This is a genomic window from Oxynema mangrovii CENA135, from assembly GCF_016632315.1.
GTDB lineage: Bacteria > Cyanobacteriota > Cyanobacteriia > Cyanobacteriales > Laspinemataceae > Oxynema > Oxynema aestuarii.
On the sequence record NZ_JAEOXH010000003.1, the window covers coordinates 309,099 to 329,591 of the forward strand.

Sequence of the window (20,493 nt, forward strand, 5' to 3'; positions counted from 1 at the left end):
AGAGAAATTGAGAGCCGTTCGCGACAAACGCCCGATCCCGTCAATCTAAAATCCAAACTCTAAACCCTAAAATCTAAACCCCCTTCCGCCCCAGGGCGATCGACATCGAACCGGAAACCACCAACAGCGCTCCGATAATCGCTCCATACGTTAGATGTTCCGCTTCGATTAACTTCGGTAAAAACTGCCCCATCAGAGTGACCCCGACCAGAGTGACAATCGGCGTCGTCGCTAAAATCGCACTCACCCGGGAAGCGTCCCAATGCTCCAACGCTTCGGCAAATGCGCCGTAAGCGACCACCGTATTTAAGGCGCAAAACAGCAATGTAGCGCCCTGTAACGGGGTTAAATTTCCTAACAAGTGGGGGGAGGCCAACGGGGCAAACAGTCCGCTACAGACCCCATAAATGAGGAGCATGATATTAGAAGACGGCAATTGTTGTAAGAGTTGCTTTTGGGCGAGGGCGTACACGGCCCAAGTGGCGGCAGCAATGACGAGAATTAGATTGCCGAGGAGGTAGGTCGAAGCGTTGACGATCGCCATTTTGAGCTGTTCGTGGAAAAACAACACGAATCCGGCGCTGAGAACCCCGACGCCCCCCCACTGTTGCAAGGTGTAACGTTCTTTGAAAATCACGATCGCCCCGACTCCCATCAACACGGGGGCGAGTTGGATTAGCACTTGAGCGTTGGCGGGGGAGGTTTGCGCCAAACCTTGCAAGTAAAATAAATAATTAATGGCTAAAAATATGGTGGCGACGGCGAGCAGTTTCCACGAAGTGACCCGCAATTTAGCCCGGGGAGGCAATTGCTGGCGCGCCGCTAAATAAAGCCCGAGAATTCCAAAGGCGATCGAAAACCGAAACCAGGTCACGGTATAGACATCGAGTCCTTGTAAGGTAATTTCGAGGGCGATCGGTAGAATTCCCCACAAGAAAGCGGTCACCACGGAAAGCGCCAGCCCCAAGCGCCACCGCCCCGAACTTGAATGAAGTCCCATGATTATTTCTCCGTGGAGCGAGACGATCGCCCGATCGACTCGCTACTTTGCATTTCCTACGACAGACAGGGTAAAATGCTAATTGTCTATTCTAGAACGACTCAAATCTTCACCCATTTGGGTGATTAACAATTTTGAATCATTTTCGATCGCCTCCGGGTTAGAATCCGAAAAATTAGATTTTACAATTGTTTTTTTTAAAGCGAGCTGGCGAGGAATTGGCGATCGCCATTTATTTTTAAGTTTTATTTACTCGATGATGCAATCTTTCGGTCAACTGCCAGACTTGTCCGACTTCGGCTATCAAGTGATTTCCTCACTCGATCCGAAGCGGGGCGATCGCCGGGTTACCTATCTCGCGATTCCAATTTTTAACGGGTGCGATCGTCCCCAAAAAGACATTTCCAACCCCCTGGTGGCGATCGAACAACTCCCGGCTCCTCCCCCAGCAAACTCGGAGGAATACGAGGATGAAATTAATTTAAAAATTCAAGAACTAACCTATTTACGTCATCCTCATATTTTAAGTTATCGCGATAGTTTTATCCTGAAAGATAATATTTATTTAGTCCGCGACTATCGCTGTTTTAAATCCTTAGATGATTATGCTAATTTACCGATCGAAAAAATCGAGCAAATAGCGATTTCAACACTTAAAATTTTGGTCGCCTTACAAGAGCGAATTCCCCCGATCTTGCATCGGGACATCCGACCGGAAAATCTGCCGATCGATCGCCAATTCAAGGTTTATTTAGTGGGGTTTTCGATCGCGGGCGTCGATTTCACGGCGGACGATCCTTTTCTCGCCCCAGAAGTGCGGCGGGGCGCCCCCTTTGGGAAAGGGGCCGATCTCTACAGCCTCGGCGTTACGATCTTGGCAGGGTTCGCCCCGGGCGATACTCCTAAGTCGTCGCCGTGCGATCGCGTAGCGTCTCCAACGGAGAATCGCCCCGCCCTCCGGCAAATTACTGAAAGTGAGATGACGCCCTGGCCGACCTGGGGCCCGTCGCCCAATTCGCCATTTGGCAGGTGGCTGCAAAAATTGACCGATCCCGACCCCAAACGGCGCTACCCCGACGCGATCGCGGCCCTGCGGGCGATCGCCCCCGCCGCCGCCGTCCGCACCCCTCAAATCCAACTCAGTCACGACTGTCTCGAACTCCACGCCTCCGATCTCACTCACTCGGTTACTCAAACGATTACCATCGGCAACGAAATGCCCGGAACGCTTCTCGAAGGGAGTTGGGAAGTCGCCCCCCATCCGAACGATCCCCCTCACACGCCGGAAGCACACCCGTGGATTTCGTTTAAACCGAGTCATTTTAAAAGTAACTTTTTTGACTGCCAAGTCACCGTCAATCCCCGTCAGCTCAGTCCGGACGCATGTTATCGCCGTCAACTGATTTTGCGCTGCAATAGCGAACCGCCGACCTACGCGATCGCCCTGGAACTGCGAACCGCAGCCGCCCCGGACATTACACAACGGCACGATCGCCGCGAGATTGCCGCGATCGCCGCTCTTGTCGTGGGCTTAATTGTAGCAACAGCATTTTCTGGAAAAGGAATGACCTTCGGAACGATCGCCGCCACGATCGCGATCGTCGGCAACCCAGACGTGCGATGGGGGTTCCCGAGGGCAGAGTCTCACGTATATTACCGCCGGGACGGGCGATCGTCCTTACCGATTCGAGGATTGTGGGTCGTACCGATCGCACTCTATATTGGCGCGATCGCTCGGGTCAGCCTTTTCGACGCGATCGCGACGGCGATCGCCTTTGTCAGTATCCACATTGCCGTGAGTCTGATGCACTGGGGACGAGAAGAAACTCAGATTCAGCCAAAAAGTGTTAACAATAGTCTATTTTTCGGTAAAATCAGCCAATTAAAGTCAAGATTATCCCAAATTAGGGCGGCAAACGCCGAGCGACGATTGAGGAGTATCGTCTCGTACAAGCGGCGCCAGGGTCGAGGGGGCGGAATTCACTAAAACTTTTACGGCCATTTTGAGAAGCTTTGATTACCCTTTAAAATCGATCTCGATCGAAGTTATGTAGTACAAAGATGATCCATCATAAGCGTTGGAAAAGTTGGGCGATCGCGATCGCGGCGATCCTCTTAATATTCAGTGGTAGCTTCCCTGCTGTTGCTGCCGATTCTATGCCCAATTCTGTCGAGGGTGCCGAACTGTTTGAGGCCAATTGTGCCGGATGTCATCCCAATGGTGGTAACATTATCCGCCGGGGAAAGAACTTGCGAAAAAATACCCTCAAGCGACATCATTTAGATTCTTTAGAAGCGATCGCCCGTAAAGTTCAAGAAGGTAAAAATCCCATGCCTGCTTATGGCGATCGGTTGAGTTCCGAACAGATAGAAGCTGTTTCCGCTTACGTCCTTTCCCAAGCCGAACGAGGCTGGAAATAGTCATCGATCTCGCGTTTCTCCATCCAATGAGGGAGGATCCCCCGCAATCCTCCTCAATCCCCGTCAATCCTTAAAACGGTGACTTGAAGAAACTTGTCCCTTACGGGATTAAATTATCCAGTCATTTTTCGATCGCTATCATGGAAATCATTCAATATCTGCATACCGCTTTACTCGTTTCCGATCTCGATCGCGCCGAAAATTTTTATTCCAATATTTTAGGGTTGCCTAAAGTCGAGCGAGTTTTAAAATTTCCGGGAGTCTGGTATCAAATCGGTTCGTTTCAACTGCATTTAATCGTCGATTCTCAAGCTCATACGGAGTTGGACAATCGGGAAAAATGGGGACGCAATGCTCATGTAGCCTTCTGTGTGGCGGACGTGGAAGCAGCGAAACAGAAATTAGTCGAAGCGGGATACGAGGTACAAATGAGTGCGTCCGGTCGCGCCGCCTTATTTACGCGAGACCCGGATGGAAATGTTGTCGAACTGAGTCAACTTTCGTAAGGGAATTTAAGGGGATGTCGAGGGATTGAGACGAGCTCGATCGCCGCGAGTGCAACCATGAAAATTATTGCCTATATCTATAGCGATCCGCTTTTAGAATCGCCCCCGGATCCCGATATTTGGGGATGGGAAATCGATCGCGTTTATCGAGATTTGGGCGATCGCGCCGAACTGGAAAACCTGTTAGAAACGGCGCGCCAACATCCGCCAGATTACTTGTTAGTGCGTCGGTTGGAAGAATTCGGCGATTCCGTGCGCGAGGTATGCGATCGCCTCGCCGAACTCGAAGCCCTGGGAACGGCGATCGTGGCGATCGAATCGAAACCGATGCCCTCACAAACTGACGCACCAACTTCCCCGGTGACCCGAGGCGACCTGTTGCAACTCCTCGGCGAACTGCAGCAGCGCCAACGCAGTCGCCAAATTCGCAAAGGACACGCCCGCAATCGCATCAAAGCCTTACCCCCACCGGGAAAAGCGCCTTACGGATACCGTCGGGGAAAAGACCGTTACGCCCTCGATCGCTCGGCGGCGATCGTCGTCAAAGATTTCGTCGAACGCTTCCTCTTGTACGGATCCTTGCGCGGCGCCGTGCGCTATATCGATCGCAAATATAATAAAAAAATCTCGGCGACTACCGGACGGCGCTGGTTGACCAATCCCGCCTATCGCGGCGATTTGGCGTACAAAAACGGCGAAACGATCGCCAATACCCACGTCCCGATTATCTCGCGGGAAGAAGCCGCCCAAGTCGATCGCCTGCTGCGCCGCAACCGCCGCCTCCCGCCGCGAACCGCCAGCGCGCCCCGTTCTCTGGCGGGGTTAGTCGTCTGTGGCGAATGCGAGTCTTCCACCACGGTTACCCGGGTGACCCGCCGCCAAAAACCGGGGGAATATTTATACTTACGTCCGCACCGATGCCCGCGCCAACCGAAGTGTAAGGCGATCGCTTACGATCGCGTGCTTCAATGCACGATCGAGCGAATTTGTCAAGACCTTCCCCGGGCGGTCGCGGCCCTGGAAATGCCGGATTTAGGGAGTCTCAAACAACAATTAACGGGGGCGATCGCCGCCAAACAAGGGATTCTCGATCGCCTCCCCCATTTGTGCGCCCAAGGGATTCTCGATCGCGAAACCGAGGAATTGCGCGCCTACAAATTGCGGACGGAAATCTCCCAACTCAAAAGTCAAGTCGCCGAGTTACCTCCGGTCAACTTGCGCGAAACCGCTCAAGCGGTGTCTATCCCTCAATTTTGGCAGGATTTATCGGAAGCAGAACGCCGTTTTTACTTCCGTGAATTTATCCGGAAAATTGAAATTATTCGCGACGGGAATGAGTGGACGCTCAATCTCAGTTTTATTTTTGAATTTTGAGAGAGGAAATGACGCTCAATATTGAAGCGAAATATTGGCAAAAAACCGCTTGAAGTTTCCCAAACAGCCCCCTAGTTATTTACTGTTCGCAAAGATTCGGCGATCGCCGTTAACCTCGATCGCGATCGAGCCATTTGTCAACGCGCAACAAGAAACCGGAATCGTCAGTTTTACCGTACTTCCCATCCCTACGGTCGAGTCAATAGATAAAGTTCCATGCTGTTTTTACATAATTCGATAACTCACCGACAATCCCAATCCGTTTCCTTTCGCGATCGGTTGATTCGTGAAATCAGTCAAAACAATGGTTTTCCCACAGTGACAGAAGAGGGACATCCCAGGGTCTAGCTGATTTAAGGCTTAATTTTTTGACATTAGCCATCACCGAGTTTGAAAAATATTCTGTACCATTTGCTTGTCCAAACTCTCGGAAACGCGATCGAGTTCGGCCATTTCTCCCGCATCTAATTGCCAACCCAACGCCCCGATATTCTGCTTGGCTTGCTCCAAAGTTTTAGCCCCCGGAATCGGAATCGCTCCCTTACCCATACACCAATTGAGCGCCACTTGCGCCATTGTTTTCTGGCGCGATCGCGCGATCGCCCGCAGACAATCCAACAGGGGATCGATCTCCGGGAATAACTGCTTGCAGAGAAAGCCTCGTAACCCTTTCGGATACGGCCCGTTCGCCGAATATTTCCCGGTCAACAAACCCAACGCCAGGGGACTGTAAGCAATCAATTGAATGCCCAACTCGTCGCAAATCTCTTTTACATTTAACTCGCTGACCGGATACGTTGAAAGCAAAGAATACTGAACCTGTAACGTTGCAATCGGCACCCCGCGATCGCGGAATCTTTGATAAACTTTCTGCAATCGTTTCGGTCCGTAATTCGACAGTCCGACCGCTTTAACTTCGCCGCGATCGTACAAATCCGCCAAGCCATCTAACAAGGCCCATTCTTGCCAAGGAGCGTAATTCGCCGTAGACCAATGCATCTGCACCAAATCCACCTTTCTGCGCAAACGACGGGCCGAACCTTCACACGCCGACGCCATCGAATTTCGGGTCAACCGCCAAGGATAAGCGGCCAATTTCGTTGCAATACAAATGCGGTCTGCATTCGACCCGCGATAGGCATTGGCAAATTGACCTAATAATTCCTCGCTGCGTCCTTTGAGTCGTCCCGTTCCGTAGGAATCGCCCGTATCGAATAAGGTGACCCCGTGAGCGACACATAAATCGAACACGGCGTGCAATTGGTCGTCCATACTGGGATCGTAGTCCCACAGCAATCGGTTTCCCCAGGCCCAGGTCCCGCAACCCATTGTCGGTAAGGCGAGTTGGTTGGCAGTTGACATCGTGCAGTTATCTCGATTTTCCGTTTCTTTAGAATACCCAATTGCGGGCAAATTGGCGATCGCCCGTTGGGATGGATCGCGCCAGCTTCGGGAACTTTTCAGCCGGGATCGATCGCGGGGCGATCGAAATTGAAGCGTTTCGCGAACATCGTCGAATTGAATTAAAATTAGCGCGCCGCTTGCAACGCTTTTAAATCGCTATTACAAATGAGTTTGAGATGGCGAGTAATTTTGTCAATGTTCCAATTCCACCAACCAATTTTTAGCAGTTCTTCAATCGTCTGTCCGTCAAATCGTTTGCGGATTTCGCGGGCGGGATTGCCGCCGACAACGGTATAGGGTTCGACATTTTTCGTGACGACCGATTGACTGGCAACGATCGCCCCGTCCCCGATCCGAACGCCCGGCATAATCGTCGCGCCATAACCGATCCAAACATCGTTACCGATGCAGGTATTGCCTTTATCCGGCCACGATTCGGGCATGGCCACTTCCCAACCTTGTCCAAACACGGGAAAGGGATAATTGGTGAACCAGTCGGTGCGATGATTGCCGCCGTTCATGATGAATTTGACATCGGAGGCGATCGCGCAAAATTTACCGATAATTAATTGATCCCCAATAAAGTCAAAATGGTAGAGAACATTGCGCTCGAAGTTTTCGGGATTCTCGAAATCGTCGTAATAGGTATAGTCGCCGACGATAATATTGGGATTGGTAATAATATTTTTGAGGTAGACGAGCCGAGTTTGGCCGGGGAGGGGATATTTTCGAGCGGGGGACGGTCCGTAGGTCATGGCGATCGCCTGTTAAAACAGAATCAAATAGAAAAGTATCGAGTCTTATTAAAGCCGATCTGAGTCCGATTGAGATCGGGATAATGGGAATGGCGCTGATGCGAAGTTTGGGGAAAGAACAATGGTGCGTTTAAAAGGGTGGCAAAGTCTGATTTTAGCGATGCCGATCGCCGCGATCGTCATTTTCCTGTTAGTGGCGGCAGGTTGGCAGATCCACGAATGGCGAATTAACTGGATTTGGGCCATTTTTACCCTTGTTTTCGTCGGTTGGCGCTGGTTGCTGGTACGCTGGACGCGATCGGGGGTGGCGCAAGTGGAAGCGGCGATCGCCCAAGTGAGTCAAGAACTCGAAAGCGTCACGGAACGAGCGCCCCAGGCGATGACCGACAAAGAAGCGACCCAAAAAGTCGAAGCCGTCTTGCGCGAGAGTTTGCAAGCGGCGCGGGAAGATCCGCCGATTTGGGAAGATTGGCAGCAATTTTGGCAACGGGCGCAAGAGCTCGTCGTGGCGATCGCCAATATCTACCATCCCGAGGTCAAATATCCCCTTTTAAATATCTACATTCCCCAGGCTTACGGCTTAATTCGCGGCACCGTGGACGACGTGGATCGCTGGATGCAGCAGCTTTCCCCAGTTCTCAATCAAGTCACCGTCGGCCAAGCCTACCAAGGGTATCAAATGTATCAAAAATTGGAGCCGTCGGCGCGCAAGTTGTGGCAAGCGTGGGGATGGGCCCAGTGGATTTTGAATCCGGCGGCGGCGTTAGCCCGTCAGGCGAGCCAGAAAAGCAGTTCTCGGGCCGAACGGGAGTTAGTGGTCAATTTGAGCCAAATGGCGCGGGAAGCGGCCTTACGCAATCTCGCACGGCAGGCGATCGCCCTGTACGGAGAGAGTACGCCGCCGGAGTTGGAAGCGGTCAGCGAGCCACAAAAGTTACCGGAGTCGAAGACCCAAACGTTACGCGAAATTCTCGATCGCGCCGAACCCGCGACCGAAATTGTGGAAAAACCCGTGAATATCCTGCTCGTCGGGCGCACGGGGGCGGGGAAAAGTAGTGTTATCAATACTTTATTTAACGCCGATCTGGCTGAAATCGACGTTTTACCGAGTACGGACCGGATCGAGAGTTATCAATGGGAGGCGCAGACCGGGGAACGCCTGAGCTTGTGGGATACGCCGGGTTACGAACAGGTGAATCGGCCCGAATTGCGCGAGATGGTGTTGGACTATGCGAAAACGGCGGATTTGTTGCTGCTGGTGACTCCGGCGCTGGATCCGGCGTTGCAGATGGATGTGGACTTTTTGGAGGAGATGCGATCGCAGGTGCCGGATTTGCGGGCGATCGCGATCGTCACCCAAGTAGACCGCCTGCGTCCGATGCGGGAGTGGGAACCGCCCTATGATTGGGTATTCGGCGATCGCCAGAAAGAAGTGGCGATTCGCGAAGCCACTCAATACCGCCTCGAACAATTTGGGGATCGCTGCGATCGCGTGCTGCCTTTGGTGAGTGCAGATCCCGGGGGGGATCGCGCGGCGTGGAACCTCGAAGCCCTTTCTATAGAGCTCATTGAGGCGATCGAACCTGCCAAGCAGGACCGACTCGCCCGCTTTTTGCGCGATCGCGAGTCGCGCACGGCGGCGGCAGCGAAAATTATCGACCGCTACACCTTCCAAATGACCACGACTCAGGGACTTGCCGCCTTTCTGAAAAGTCCGATTTTGCAATTTCTTTCCACCTTATCCACCGGGTCGCCATCTCTGGCTTACCTGCTGGCGGAACAAATTCCGGTGGAACAACTGCCCGTGGTTATCGGTAAATTGCAGATGGCTTACGACCTGTTTAATTTGTTAAAAGAAGAGCGCGGCGATCGCGGCTTCGATTTACTCGCCTTATGGCCCGTCCTGCGCGATAACAGTGCGTCTCCCGATCGCAACGCCTGGGCTTTCGGTCATGCCTTTGTCGAATATTGGATCGAAAATCTCAGCTCCGACGAATTGAAAGCTCGGTTTAAAGGGTATTTGGAGCATCAAGAATCTTCCTGACATCCTCCCGACACCCACCCGTTCCGGGTACGGTGTGGGGTTCCTCCTTCAACGAGCCAAGTAAAGAATCATCGTCAAAAGCGAGAAACCGGGTGTGTCCGCCCGCATTGAAGGCGGGCAGATCGGGAGCGTACAGAAACCCGGCTTCTCAGTTAAATCTGTTTTAAAAAGCGCAAATCGCTGCCGTAAACCCGGCGGATGTCGTCGAGTTCGTGCAGGACCATCGCAAACCGCTCGACACCGAACCCGGCGGCAAATCCCGTGTAGATTTCCGGGTCGTAACCCACCGCTTTGAGTACGTTCGGGTCTACCGTACCGCAGCCGAGGACTTCGAGCCATTTACCCTGCCACTGCACGTCAACTTCTGCCGAAGGTTCTGTAAAGGGGAAATAACTCGGGCGGAAGCGGACCGGGAGATCGGCGCCGAACATGCGGCGTAAGAACACTTGAATCGTCCCTTTCAGGTCGGTGAACGTCAGCCCCTTATCGACCGCTAAAATTTCGATTTGGTGGAACACGGCGGCGTGGGTCGCATCGACGGTATCGCGACGGTACACCCGACCGGGGGCGACGATTCGCACCGGGGGTTCGTGTTGTTCCATGTAGCGAATTTGCACCGGGGAGGTGTGGGTGCGTAAGAGATGACCGCCGGGGAGATAGAAGGTATCTTGCATGTCCCGGGCCGGGTGATCGGCGGGGGTGTTGAGGGCCTCGAAATTGTAATAATCGGTTTCGATTTCCGGTCCGGTGGCGACGGTGTAGCCGAGGCTGACGAAGATATCGATCGCGCGGTCTACGGTCAAGTTGAGGGGATGGACGCGCCCTTGAGGACGATAAACCCCGGGCATGGTCACGTCGAGGGTTTCCGCCTCGATTTGGGCTTGGATCCGAGCGGCTTGGAGGGCGCTGCGGCGATCGTCGAGCTGCTGTTGCAGGGCTTCTTTCACCTCGTTGGCGAGGGAACCGATGCGGGGGCGATCGCCCGGGTCGAGTTTACCCATACCGCGCAAGACGAGGGAGAGTTCGCCTTTTTTGCCTAAATATTTGACCCTCAATTGTTCGAGGGCGTCGAGGGTGTCTGCAGAGGCGATCGCGCCGGAGGCGACCGACCGCACCTGTTCTAACTGAGTCTCCAGGTCGCTTAGCTGAGTAGTCATGCAACGAATGTTCAAATAAAGCCGCCTCGTTTGAGTTTACCCCGAAACACCGATCGCCGACTAGGGACGGAGAAAGGGGACGAGAGCGGCTTTTCGTTGCCCTACAATCGATCGTGGCCCGTGCAGAAAATTCACCCTTACAACTCATCAGTTCCATGACGATTTCGCTAACTTCTGAAGAAATTGCCCGTTATCGAGCGCAATTGTCCGACCATCCGGTAGCGTGTAAAGCCCTCGACGCGATCGAAGATTGCGAGGGAGACCTCGAAGATGCGGCGATCGATTTAGCGTTACACGCCGGACAAGAACCCAACGTGTCCGAAGGATGGCTCGATAGCATGGCGAAACGCTGCCGTCCGGTGTTGTGCGAGCCGTCGGTTCGCGAACAGCTCGATCGCGACGAGATCGCGGGTCCGGTGAAGGCGCTGGTCGAGGCCAAACTTTGCCCGCCCGTTTTGGTGGCCCCGGTGGTCTTCTACGCCGTAAAAACGGGAGTTGAGGACTTTTGTAAGGGGGTTTGATCTCCGGGAGTCCGAGGAGATTTTGACCCCAGGCGATCGCCAACTTGCTCCGATCCGGGTCGATCTCGGACAATCGAAGCGCACGACTTTTGCATCTCAACAATCTGTTACATGAAACTCTTAATTAGTAACGATGACGGGATTTATGCCCCGGGGATTTATGCCTTAGCCAATCGTTTAGCCCGGGTCGGTCACGAAGTCAGCGTCGTCTGTCCCGACCGCGAGCGATCGGCGACAGGTCACGGATTGACCTTGCACCAACCGATTCGCGCCGAAATCGTCGAATCTTTATTCGACCCCTCGGTGAAGGCGTGGGCCTGTTCCGGAACTCCTGCCGATTGCGTCAAACTGGCATTGTGGGCGTTGCTCGATCGCGCGCCGGATTTTGTTCTGTCCGGTATCAATCAGGGTCAAAATTTGGGCAACGATATTTTATATTCCGGTACGGTTTCCGCCGCGATGGAAGGCTTGCTCGAAGGGATCCCCAGTATTGCCTTTAGTTTGGCGAGTTATACGTCTAGAGACTTCGAGCCGTCGGCTCAATTTGCTTGTCGCTTGCTCGATACCCTCGCCGCCGATCCCCTGGAAAAACCGATGTTGCTCAATGTCAATATTCCCGCCGTGGCAATCGCCCAGATTGCCGGAGTGACCCTGGCGCGCCAGGGATTGCGTCGCTACGTCGATATTTTTGAAAAACGCAGCGACCCGCGCGGGAAAACTTATTATTGGTTGGCGGGGGAAGTGCTTGAAGATATCGAACAACCTGCGGATCCGCGCATTAGCGATCGCATTCCTACGGATGTCGAAGCGATTCGCGAGAACTATATTACGCTGACCCCATTACATTACGATTTAACGGCGGCCAGCGACTTCGATCGCCTTGCCAAACGCCAATTTTCTAAAGAATAGAGTGCCCTTGGTCAGTCTCGCTCAAATGTTTCGAGCATAACCAGCTATTGAGCTAGAAGATTGAAGCGGAGTAGACTAAGACTAAGGTCATCTTGTCAAATTGCAACCCATCGTCCCAGAGGCGATCGTGACCTTGCACCCTGACAAGTCAGATGCCAATCATTTGGGTGTCAACTTTCTGTCGATCGGCAACACCGAAATGCAATCCTTCCAGGATTGTTTCCCATGTTGTCTTCATGGGGTTGAAAGCTGACAGCTTCGCGACCTGCGGGCGATCGCGACCTCGATCGCGCAATACGGGCAGGGGTTGCGTTTTCCCCAGCCAAAAGAGGGAGAATACCGCTCTCGACCGAATCATGGCAGCAGCAAAAGCCGGACGACAGAATCCAGTCAAGCTCGAATACAGCCGTATTTTCTTTCAAAAGCGGCGATCGCCTTCAGGGTAAGATTCAAGTGAAATCACTGCAAATATTGGCGATCGCCCACGGGGAAACAGACAACATCTGAGGTGTTGTCTGACGCACAAAAAAATCTGGTAAACCACGGTTTTGGGAAAGTGGGAAAGACGTATGAACGCTCACACCTTTGACAGTCACTCGGTCACCTGCCCGGTATGCAACCGCACTGGAACAACTCACCCGCGCGAAGTCTTCGGCGGACTTTATACTTGTCCCTATTGTCAGGCGCGCTTGGTGGTCAGTTGGAGCGGTCACTACGTCCGCGATCCATTTACATTGAAACAATTGGGCGTCGGTCGTCTGATTCGCCGACAAAGCCGCCCGGTCGCCCGCATGTTGCGCGATGTCGGCTTCCGTCGTCGTCCGTCCCTGGTCGCGGTCATTGCGGGATTGGCGATCGCGGGATTTGCCCTGACGAGTTTAGAAATTTGGATGCCGGAACGCAATCCCTTCAACGATTTATTGGATCGCATGGGAGAGGCGATCGAATCGACGGGGATGGGGAGGGAATAAGAGTTTGGGAATGGGGAGGTAGAAGGAATAAGCCAAGAAGTCAGGCTAAATTACTTCAATGTTGCAAGAAGGCTCCCGCCATAATCTTTGATTTGGCGGTGAGATGAATTGCCACCCACAAAAAAGAATGCAGGATTTGTGCTTATCCGCATTTCTCTGCGGTCAAATTAAGTCATGATAGTTAGAGAAGCCAAGCTACTAAACGGCTCTAAGGTACAAGATCGAGCCTTAGACAATGCCATCAGAACTGCTCAATTTATTAGAAATAAGGCAGTTCGACTATGGCGCGACGAGCCAAATGTCAATAAGGCTCGTTTATCCCTGCTTTGCAAAGAACTAGCCCGTGAGTTCCCTTTTGCCAAAAAGTTAAACTCAATGGCTCGTCAGGCATCATCGGAGAGGGCTTGGAATTCAATTTCTAACTTTTATCGCCGTTGCCACGAAGGCGCTAAGAAGAAAGGTTATCCTCAGTTTAAAAAGCATTCTCGTTCAGTTGAGTATAAAACGACCGGATGGAAGCTGTCAGAGGATTGCTTAGCAATTAACTTCACCGATGGCTTTAAAGCGGGTCGATTTTCTTTGTTTTGTAATCGCGAAACCCGAGAGGATTTATTCCGACTTAAAATTAACCGGGTCAGAGTGGTGAGAAGGGCTGATGGTTATTATGCTCAATTCTGTTTTGACAGTGTACGGTCTGAGCCGGGAAACTATACTGGAGAGGCGATCGGTATTGATTTAGGTCTGAAGTATTTCTATAAAGACCAGAACGATAATGCCGCTATCTACCCCAAGTATTTAAGACGAGCAGAGGCTCGAATTAAGAAACTTCAACGGCGACTATCTAGAAAATTTGTAAAAGGGGCAAAACCACAATCAAATAACTACCATAAAGCCAGAATCAGACTAGGTAAAGCACACTTGAAGGTTCAACGCCAACGTAAAGATTGGGCAGTTAAGTTAGCCCGATGCGTAGTGACATCTAACGATGTCGTGGTGTACGAAGACCTCAAGATACAAAACATGGTTAAGAACCATCACTTGGCTAAGTCGATTTCTGATGCTTCGTGGTATCAATTCACTCAATGGCTAGATTATTTTGGGAAAATCTGGGACAAGACCGTGGTTGCTGTTACTCCTAACTACACCTCCCAAGACTGCTCAAATTGCGGTCATCGAGTGAAAAAATCACTCAGCACTAGAACTCATCAATGTCCTCAATGCCAGATCGAAATTTGTCGAGATACGAATGCAGCATTAAATATTTTAAAAAGGGGCATGAACATTCTAGGTGTTGAGTGGAATAACAACAGTACCTTAGGGCATAAGGAAACTGCCGGGAGACCGGGAACGCTTGAGGAGAGTCCGACCTCTGTTGATGATGAGAAATCAGATTCAATACGTTGTCTCGCTGAATCAAGAATCACTATCTGTGAGAATCCCGCGCTGTAATCTTTGATTCAGCGCCGGGAGTATGTCAATGGATTTCCGTCTCAATTCTCAACTCCCAACTCCCGAGTCCTTTCGTCGGATCGCGAGCGATCAAAATCCAATTTTCGGCTTCGGCGATCGCCTTGGCTTGCTTCAATTGCAGGCGGTCGCGGGTTTCGGGATCGAGCAGTAGGTAAGGATGGTCGTCTTTTTTCCAATGTTGTTGTAGTTGCTCGAGATCGGCGGGGATCACTTGGCGATCGCTGTAAAAGTTGAGCGACGGGCGGTGATAGGGATGGGACGTGTACACGACCTGTTCGGGAGGGGTGTATTCCCGCACGATTTGCGCCACGGGTCGGACGGGATAATCTTCGGCTAACTCCCACACCCAGTGAGTACAGGAAACGAACAGACATAAAGAAACGTACATTCCCCAAAACAAAATTAAGACAAATTGACGGTCTTCTCGATACACTAACGATGCCGAAACACTGAAGGTCAGGGCCAGTGCGAACAGGGCGATCGGCAATACGGGATCCACACTCGGATCGAACAGCCCGAAATAGGCACTCGCGCCCCAAGCGCCGAGGGCGAGGATACCGAGGATGACGACCCAATAACGGGGATAGAATTGGGAGGGAGAAAGCGGACCGGAGGCGGTGGAGGGGACGCTAGAATGGGCGTAAACGTCGCCCTGCCACACTTGAGCGAGTAGGGCGCCACAAGTTAGGGCGATCGCCGGATAGACGGGCAAGACGTACCAGGGTAATTTGGTACTCATCACGGTGATGGCGCTCAGATAGATTCCGATCCAGACGAGGACTAACTTCGCCCATCCCAAATTGCGATTGGTCCACGCCAGATGGACGCCTGCGGGCCAAAAGAGCAACCAGGGCCAGGTATATTTCAACAGTTCGAGCAAGTAGAACCACGGCGGCCCCGAGTGGTTTTCCACGGGGGCGAGTAAACGCTGCCAGGATTGGCTGAGAAAGTGGGCGCTGGCGAAGCGATCGCCGTAATAGAGCAACTGAGCGACATACCATAGGGTGACCGGGGTCATACCTAAGAGTAAACCCGTCCAGAGGTAACCCGATCGCAGCAAGCGCGGGGTATCCCAGAGGGTGAATACGAGGGCGATCGTCCCGAGCAAAATCGCTACGACTCCCTTGGTCAGGACGATCGCCCCCAAACCGAAGCCGACCCCCAACCCCCAGCGTAAATCCCGGCGCGATCGCAGCAAACACCAGAGAGTTAATAGGAAAAAGCACAACAGCGCCCCATCTAACATCGCCAAGCGACCGTGACGGACGACCGGAAACAGGGTTAAATAAATTAACGCCGAGAAAATCGCCGGACCGCGTAGGGGAAAGACTTCGCGCGCAATTCCATACAGTAAAGGAACCGAAATAGCGCTGAGCATGGCGCCGGGTAAGCGCGTCGTCCACTCGTTGACGCCACCGAAACGATAGGCGATCGCCACGAGTAAATGCACGAGGGGAGGCTTGTTAAAATACGGTTCTCCGGCGATCGTCGGATGCAACCAATTCAAATCCCCGCGCCAAATATCGCGAGCGACCTGTGCGACAATACCCTCATCCCAATCGCGTAAGGGTAACTCGCCTAAATTCATTTGATAGAGAACGATCGCCGCGAGTAACAGCCCTAAAACCCAAAGCTGTTCGATCCAACCTTTCGTGCGATGGGAACCGCCACTCGGTTCGTAAGATGTAAAAATTTCCCGATACATGCTTGCGTGCAATTGCTTGACTAGCTTTTCGATCCGGGTTCACCCTGGGGTCTGACTGGCGAACGAGGAGATCCAAGTCTACCCCCGCCAGCCTCCCTTGTTATTTTTAAGTTTAGATTTTTCTGGGGGCGATCGCTATTTAACGGCGACACCACCCCGGTCATTTCCTGACTTTACTGTTCCCGACGCCCCCTTGCGGGCGGCTCCATCCTCACCCTTTACTTCAAATTTTTTAAAACTGCTCGGGATATTGTCAACCATGACGTATAGTAGCGGATGTCGAGATCGACTGCTCCCCTCCCTCCTCCTCTAATTCTAACTTGGAGTCTAGATTTCCATGAGTATTCCTATCATTTTAGACCTCGCTATCAGCCTCATTTTTATTTACCTGATCGTCAGCTTGTTGGCTTCGGAAATTCAAGAAATTATCACCACTTTGCTCCAGTGGAGAGCCGAACATTTAAAAAAATCAATTGAAGTCTTACTCGCCGGAAGTTCCGAACGCACCAAAAGTAAAGAAGTGCAGGAATTAGCCGATCGCCTCTACGCCCATCCCCTGATCAACAACCTCAATCAAGAAGCCGTCGGCGTCTTGGCGATGGGGTTCCGAAAAGTCAGTCAAACCTTCGGAACGGCTTATCACAAACTGACCGGAACCCAAAGTGTTTTCGGCAATGAAAAAAGCGGTCCTTCTTATATTCCCGCGTCCAACTTCGCCGCGACCCTGATGGACACTTTAAAAATCTCCGATATTGCCCACGTCATTACCGAAGAACGCCTCGACGAATACAAACATCAAAATTTAAAAGAACTGGTCAGTATTTTTAAACACGCCAATTTCACCGAATCGAGCCGCAGTTCTCTCGAACGAGAATTAAAACTTTTAGGACGCAGTTTTGATAAGATCGTCGCCGATTTTAAAGAAGATCGAATTTCTCTATCGATCGCCCTCGATTCGATGGATCGCAAACTCCAACTGTTTATCGAAAACTGCCAGGTTTTCCTGCCGCAGGAAGGTCCCCAAGGCGAATGGTTTTTAATGCAAGTTCGCCAATTTCACCGCGAACACTACGGGGATCTAGAAAAACAAGTGATCTTCAATCAATTAAAACCGAGCGCGTCGCAAACTATCGACATCATTCGCCGCAAACAAGCGGGCTACGAACAGATCGTCCAATCCCTGCAAGATCGCGATAGTGCCACCTATCAAGGGATCGAAAGTTTGGTCGATAGCTTACCCGAATCTCTCAAAGAAAGTTTGGGAACCTTAGCGAAACGAGTCCGAACGGAGAATGCAGATGTCGCTCAAGAAATGGCGCAATTGCAATCTGAAATTGAAACTTGGTTCGATCGCTCCATGGACCGCGCCACTGGGGTTTACAAGCGCAACGCACGGGGGATCGCGATTTTAATCGGGATCGTCGTGGCGGTGATTGCAAATGCGGACACCCTGTACATTATCAGCAACTTATCAAAAGATTCGGTTTTGCGCGCCACGGTCACTCAATATTCCGATTCCTTGATCGAGCAGAATTTGAGAACGGCGTCGTGGCCCGCCGGGAATTTGTCCAACCCTACCGCTCCGCCTCCCGGTCAAGCTCCGGGCGCTCGGGGGGTTCCGGCGGGATCGGGGGGCAATCCTTCCGAGAGTATGCCCACGGCTCAAACGGGTCTAACGCCACAGACCATCGACCAAATTAAACGGGACGTGCGCCAATCTCTCGACGATATCAGTCTTCCGTTAGGCTGGGGGCAGTATAACGTCGAGCAGCAGTTAACCGACGAGCAAAAATGGCCCGTTCCTTACATCCGACGGGTTCTCGGTTGGATTATTAGCGGGTTGGCGATTTCGATGGGGTCGTCGTTTTGGTTCGACCTGCTCAGTAAAGTGGTCAATATCCGCAATGCGGGAAAACCCTCGTTCCCACCGTCGAATAATTCTCGCTAAGCGGTCGGTGGCGATGGCGAGGCGATCTGGCTCACACGCGCGATCGCTCCTTTGTGGATAGAGTGAAGGGAGTCTGGGGGCCGTCTCAACCGATCCGAATGGGTCAAAGTTGTGTTGCGATCGCCCTCCAGGAGCGGCAAACTAGGGGACAGATTCAAGTTTGATGGCTCCCTTTTCCCTTAAGGCGATCGTCAAAACACGATTTTCGTCGATTCTCCCCTTTCGCAGTTTACCTTCACTCCGATTCCTTTGATATTTTGAGTTGACCATGACTGAAGCCAACTTGCAACAGCTCGAACAACGCAACGCCGAATTAGAAAAAACTATCGAAGACCTGAAAGGAGCGATCGCCCAAAAAGATACGAAAGTTGAAGAAATTGCTGGCGAGCTAGAACGCCTCCAAGGACACATGATCCAAATGGAAAAAATGGCGATGCTCGGTCAAATGGTTTCGGGTATTTCCCACGACATTAATAACCCGATTAATTTTATTTATGGTAATTTACCCTACGTCGAAGAACACATCGACGATTTATTCAAAGTTCTGGAAGTTTATCAGTCGGTTTGTCCGGAAAATTCCGAAGAAATTGAAGATGTTTTGGATGAAGTCGAACTCGATTACGTTCTCGACGACTTGCCGCGTATTGTCAATTCGATGAAAGTCGGCGCCGATCGCATTCGCAGTCTGGTCCTGACTTTGCGGAACTTCTACCGCCTCGACGAACCGCAGATGAAAGCGGCCAATTTAGAAGAAGGGATCGAAAATACTCTGGTTCTGCTCAACAATCGTTACAAGCAAAATATTACGATCGTTAAAGAGTTTGAAGAACTTCCCGAAGTCGAATGTTATATCAATCAACTCAATCAGGTGTTTATGAACTTGTTGAGTAATGCGATCGATGTTTTGCTAGATGAGTCTTCCCAAGAGGAAGCGACGGAAGATCGACCGAAGAAGAAACGAGAAATTGCGATCGTCACCAAACGACTGGACGAGAGTTCGGTTTCAATTGCGATTACGGATAATGGCGCGGGAATTCCTAGCGAATTGGAAGAGCGCATTTTCGAGCCATTTTTTACGACGAAACCGATGGGACTCGGTACCGGATTGGGGTTGTCAATTTCCCGACAAATTATCGAACAAACTCATCACGGTCGTTTGTACTGTCATTCGACTCCCGGGGAAGGCAGTACGTTTACGATCGAGTTGCCGATTTCTCAACCTCAAGCGGGGTAGGGCTTCTGTCGCTTCCGTACCTAGGCGTCAAGAGGCGGTCGTCAAGAGGCGGGCCAGACGCCCCCACCACCGCCCCACGGAAAATATAAAGACAAGATCAAAAAATCTAGTAGGGGTTTGGTCACCAAACCCTAGAGCAGTAGGGGTTTGGTCACCAAACCCCTACTAGACTCTTTCAAAAATACTGGCTTTCCCCGGAACCATTAACGGGACTTCATGCAAGCGGACTTCCCCTTGCATGACGGCGGCGATGCGGCGGGCGTCGGTGGCGCGATAGGGGGCGGTACGGCAGTATAAATCCATATCGCGGTAGACGGCGGGTTTTAACTGGCGCGAGTTCGGATCGACTTGTTTGCGGGCGTAGGTTTCGTCGATATCGCCTTTTCCGTAACTCCAGTGAAAGTGTTCGGTAAGGATGTCGCCGATGTAGTGGGTGCGTCCGACGCGCTTGGCGATTTCCCAAATCCACATGTCGTCATAGAGACATTCAAATAAACCCGTGGTGAAATAACCGAGGGTTTGACACCATTTGCGGCTGACGATGGGGAAGGTGCAGAGTTTGTCTTGCCAGTGTCCCTCATTAAACCACATGCAGAAGATTTCGTCGGGGTATTTGGCGGTTTCGGTGTCGAGACGGTCGTCCCAACCGCGATCGTTGTAAAGTTGGTCGTCGGCGGCCATGATCAGGAGGTTCCCTCGGCAGCGTTTGGCGAGTTCGTTCCAGGCGTTGGAGATGCTCATCTGTTCGCCGATGAGGAAGGCGCAGCGCCAGAGGCGATCGAAGTCGTTTTGACGATCGCGGAATAACTGCAAGTATTGAGATCGCCGGGGATCGTCGGCGTCGAGGTAGAGCAGGATTTCGACGCGCTGGGGTCGGCGGGCGGTGTCGAGGACGCTACTGCAAAATTTCAGCGCTTTTTCGGGTCGTCCCCGGGTCGGACAGAGGAGGGAAATGGTTTGAGGGGGACTGGACATAAAGCGGGAATTTGAATGAAAACGGGCGATGTTGACGGGGGGAGCGACGGGCGATCGCCTTGAGCTTCCCCATCGAAGATACTATATTGACTGTTGTTT

Annotated in this window: 18 protein-coding genes; 12 read left to right on the forward strand and 6 right to left on the reverse strand. The window is 52.0% G+C overall.

The window, feature by feature from the left end; genetic code table 11:
* Window positions 1-73: 73 nt before the first annotated feature.
* Window positions 74-1,000: a DMT family transporter gene (locus JJD41_RS21000; protein ID WP_200669464.1), complete on the reverse strand. Its 927-nt coding sequence runs from the start codon at window positions 998-1,000 to the stop codon at window positions 74-76.
* 82 nt (window positions 1,001-1,082) lie between these two features.
* Between JJD41_RS21000 and JJD41_RS21005 the strand changes: the two genes are divergently transcribed.
* The 4 genes from JJD41_RS21005 (at window position 1,083) to JJD41_RS21020 (ending at window position 5,301) form a co-directional block, all read left to right on the forward strand.
* Window positions 1,083-2,987, forward strand: coding sequence for a protein kinase domain-containing protein (locus JJD41_RS21005; protein ID WP_200669465.1), 1,905 nt, complete (start codon window positions 1,083-1,085; stop codon window positions 2,985-2,987).
* A gap of 74 nt (window positions 2,988-3,061) precedes the next feature.
* Complete coding sequence (locus JJD41_RS21010) at window positions 3,062-3,421, forward strand: c-type cytochrome (protein WP_200669466.1); 360 nt, start codon at window positions 3,062-3,064, stop codon at window positions 3,419-3,421.
* Window positions 3,422-3,561: 140 nt separating this feature from the next.
* Window positions 3,562-3,927, forward strand: a complete 366-nt coding sequence (locus JJD41_RS21015) for a VOC family protein (RefSeq protein ID WP_200669467.1) — start codon at window positions 3,562-3,564, stop codon at window positions 3,925-3,927.
* Window positions 3,928-3,984: 57 nt separating this feature from the next.
* Window positions 3,985-5,301, forward strand: a complete 1,317-nt coding sequence (locus tag JJD41_RS21020) for a recombinase family protein (protein WP_200669468.1) — start codon at window positions 3,985-3,987, stop codon at window positions 5,299-5,301.
* A 381-nt stretch (window positions 5,302-5,682) separates the two neighbouring features.
* On the opposite strand, the gene JJD41_RS21025 is transcribed toward JJD41_RS21020, so the two are convergent.
* The gene (locus tag JJD41_RS21025; RefSeq protein ID WP_200669469.1) at window positions 5,683-6,663 is read right to left on the reverse strand and encodes an aldo/keto reductase; all 981 of its coding nucleotides are present in this window, start codon (window positions 6,661-6,663) and stop codon (window positions 5,683-5,685) included.
* Between the two features lie 41 nt (window positions 6,664-6,704).
* Between JJD41_RS21025 and JJD41_RS21030 the strand changes: the two genes are divergently transcribed.
* A complete protein-coding gene (locus JJD41_RS21030) occupies window positions 6,705-6,857 on the forward strand; it encodes a hypothetical protein (protein ID WP_200669470.1) in 153 nt (50 codons plus the stop codon).
* On the opposite strand, the gene JJD41_RS21035 is transcribed toward JJD41_RS21030, so the two are convergent.
* The gene (locus tag JJD41_RS21035; protein WP_200669471.1) at window positions 6,831-7,460 is read right to left on the reverse strand and encodes a CatB-related O-acetyltransferase; all 630 of its coding nucleotides are present in this window, start codon (window positions 7,458-7,460) and stop codon (window positions 6,831-6,833) included. The two genes, JJD41_RS21030 and JJD41_RS21035, sit on opposite strands and share 27 nt — an antisense overlap.
* 121 nt (window positions 7,461-7,581) lie before the next feature.
* On the opposite strand from JJD41_RS21035, the gene JJD41_RS21040 reads away from it, so the two are divergent.
* Window positions 7,582-9,504 (forward strand): GTPase family protein, encoded by a 1,923-nt coding sequence (locus JJD41_RS21040; protein ID WP_200669472.1) that lies wholly within the window; start codon window positions 7,582-7,584, stop codon window positions 9,502-9,504.
* Window positions 9,505-9,656: 152 nt separating this feature from the next.
* On the opposite strand, the gene pheS is transcribed toward JJD41_RS21040, so the two are convergent.
* Window positions 9,657-10,661, reverse strand: coding sequence for a phenylalanine--tRNA ligase subunit alpha (gene pheS, locus JJD41_RS21045; RefSeq protein ID WP_168567630.1), 1,005 nt, complete (start codon window positions 10,659-10,661; stop codon window positions 9,657-9,659).
* 113 nt (window positions 10,662-10,774) lie between these two features.
* Between pheS and JJD41_RS21050 the strand changes: the two genes are divergently transcribed.
* From JJD41_RS21050 to JJD41_RS21065, 4 genes are all read left to right on the forward strand, one after another.
* Window positions 10,775-11,182 (forward strand): hypothetical protein, encoded by a 408-nt coding sequence (locus JJD41_RS21050; RefSeq protein WP_370583915.1) that lies wholly within the window; start codon window positions 10,775-10,777, stop codon window positions 11,180-11,182.
* Window positions 11,183-11,293: 111 nt separating this feature from the next.
* Window positions 11,294-12,091: a 5'/3'-nucleotidase SurE gene (gene surE / locus JJD41_RS21055; protein WP_200669473.1), complete on the forward strand. Its 798-nt coding sequence runs from the start codon at window positions 11,294-11,296 to the stop codon at window positions 12,089-12,091.
* Window positions 12,092-12,660: 569 nt separating this feature from the next.
* Window positions 12,661-13,062, forward strand: a complete 402-nt coding sequence (locus JJD41_RS21060) for a hypothetical protein (protein WP_200669474.1) — start codon at window positions 12,661-12,663, stop codon at window positions 13,060-13,062.
* Between the two features lie 174 nt (window positions 13,063-13,236).
* Window positions 13,237-14,511 (forward strand): RNA-guided endonuclease InsQ/TnpB family protein, encoded by a 1,275-nt coding sequence (locus tag JJD41_RS21065; RefSeq protein WP_200669115.1) that lies wholly within the window; start codon window positions 13,237-13,239, stop codon window positions 14,509-14,511.
* A 25-nt stretch (window positions 14,512-14,536) separates the two neighbouring features.
* On the opposite strand, the gene JJD41_RS21070 is transcribed toward JJD41_RS21065, so the two are convergent.
* Window positions 14,537-16,237 (reverse strand): ArnT family glycosyltransferase, encoded by a 1,701-nt coding sequence (locus JJD41_RS21070; RefSeq protein WP_200669475.1) that lies wholly within the window; start codon window positions 16,235-16,237, stop codon window positions 14,537-14,539.
* A gap of 337 nt (window positions 16,238-16,574) precedes the next feature.
* Here JJD41_RS21070 and JJD41_RS21075 point away from each other — a divergent pair, with 337 nt between their 5' ends.
* A complete protein-coding gene (locus JJD41_RS21075) occupies window positions 16,575-18,185 on the forward strand; it encodes a hypothetical protein (RefSeq protein WP_200669476.1) in 1,611 nt (536 codons plus the stop codon).
* 268 nt (window positions 18,186-18,453) lie between these two features.
* The gene (locus tag JJD41_RS21080) at window positions 18,454-19,419 is read left to right on the forward strand and encodes a sensor histidine kinase (RefSeq protein WP_200669477.1); all 966 of its coding nucleotides are present in this window, start codon (window positions 18,454-18,456) and stop codon (window positions 19,417-19,419) included.
* A 165-nt stretch (window positions 19,420-19,584) separates the two neighbouring features.
* Here JJD41_RS21080 and JJD41_RS21085 read toward each other — a convergent pair whose 3' ends face one another.
* On the reverse strand, window positions 19,585-20,394 hold the full coding sequence (locus JJD41_RS21085; protein ID WP_200669478.1) for a hypothetical protein: 810 nt from the start codon (window positions 20,392-20,394) through the stop codon (window positions 19,585-19,587).
* Window positions 20,395-20,493 lie beyond the last annotated feature (99 nt).

Coding starts and splice junctions, on each gene's coding strand:
- JJD41_RS21000 (WP_200669464.1), bottom strand. CDS start 1,000: ATGGGACTTCATTCAAGTTCGGGGCGGTGGCGCTTGGGGCTGGCGCTT.
- JJD41_RS21010 (WP_200669466.1), top strand. CDS start 3,062: ATGATCCATCATAAGCGTTGGAAAAGTTGGGCGATCGCGATCGCGGCG.
- JJD41_RS21015 (WP_200669467.1), top strand. CDS start 3,562: ATGGAAATCATTCAATATCTGCATACCGCTTTACTCGTTTCCGATCTC.
- JJD41_RS21020 (WP_200669468.1), top strand. CDS start 3,985: ATGAAAATTATTGCCTATATCTATAGCGATCCGCTTTTAGAATCGCCC.
- JJD41_RS21025 (WP_200669469.1), bottom strand. CDS start 6,663: ATGTCAACTGCCAACCAACTCGCCTTACCGACAATGGGTTGCGGGACC.
- JJD41_RS21035 (WP_200669471.1), bottom strand. CDS start 7,460: ATGACCTACGGACCGTCCCCCGCTCGAAAATATCCCCTCCCCGGCCAA.
- JJD41_RS21040 (WP_200669472.1), top strand. CDS start 7,582: ATGGTGCGTTTAAAAGGGTGGCAAAGTCTGATTTTAGCGATGCCGATC.
- pheS (WP_168567630.1), bottom strand. CDS start 10,661: ATGACTACTCAGCTAAGCGACCTGGAGACTCAGTTAGAACAGGTGCGG.
- surE (WP_200669473.1), top strand. CDS start 11,294: ATGAAACTCTTAATTAGTAACGATGACGGGATTTATGCCCCGGGGATT.
- JJD41_RS21060 (WP_200669474.1), top strand. CDS start 12,661: ATGAACGCTCACACCTTTGACAGTCACTCGGTCACCTGCCCGGTATGC.
- JJD41_RS21065 (WP_200669115.1), top strand. CDS start 13,237: ATGATAGTTAGAGAAGCCAAGCTACTAAACGGCTCTAAGGTACAAGAT.
- JJD41_RS21070 (WP_200669475.1), bottom strand. CDS start 16,237: ATGTATCGGGAAATTTTTACATCTTACGAACCGAGTGGCGGTTCCCAT.
- JJD41_RS21075 (WP_200669476.1), top strand. CDS start 16,575: ATGAGTATTCCTATCATTTTAGACCTCGCTATCAGCCTCATTTTTATT.
- JJD41_RS21080 (WP_200669477.1), top strand. CDS start 18,454: ATGACTGAAGCCAACTTGCAACAGCTCGAACAACGCAACGCCGAATTA.
- JJD41_RS21085 (WP_200669478.1), bottom strand. CDS start 20,394: ATGTCCAGTCCCCCTCAAACCATTTCCCTCCTCTGTCCGACCCGGGGA.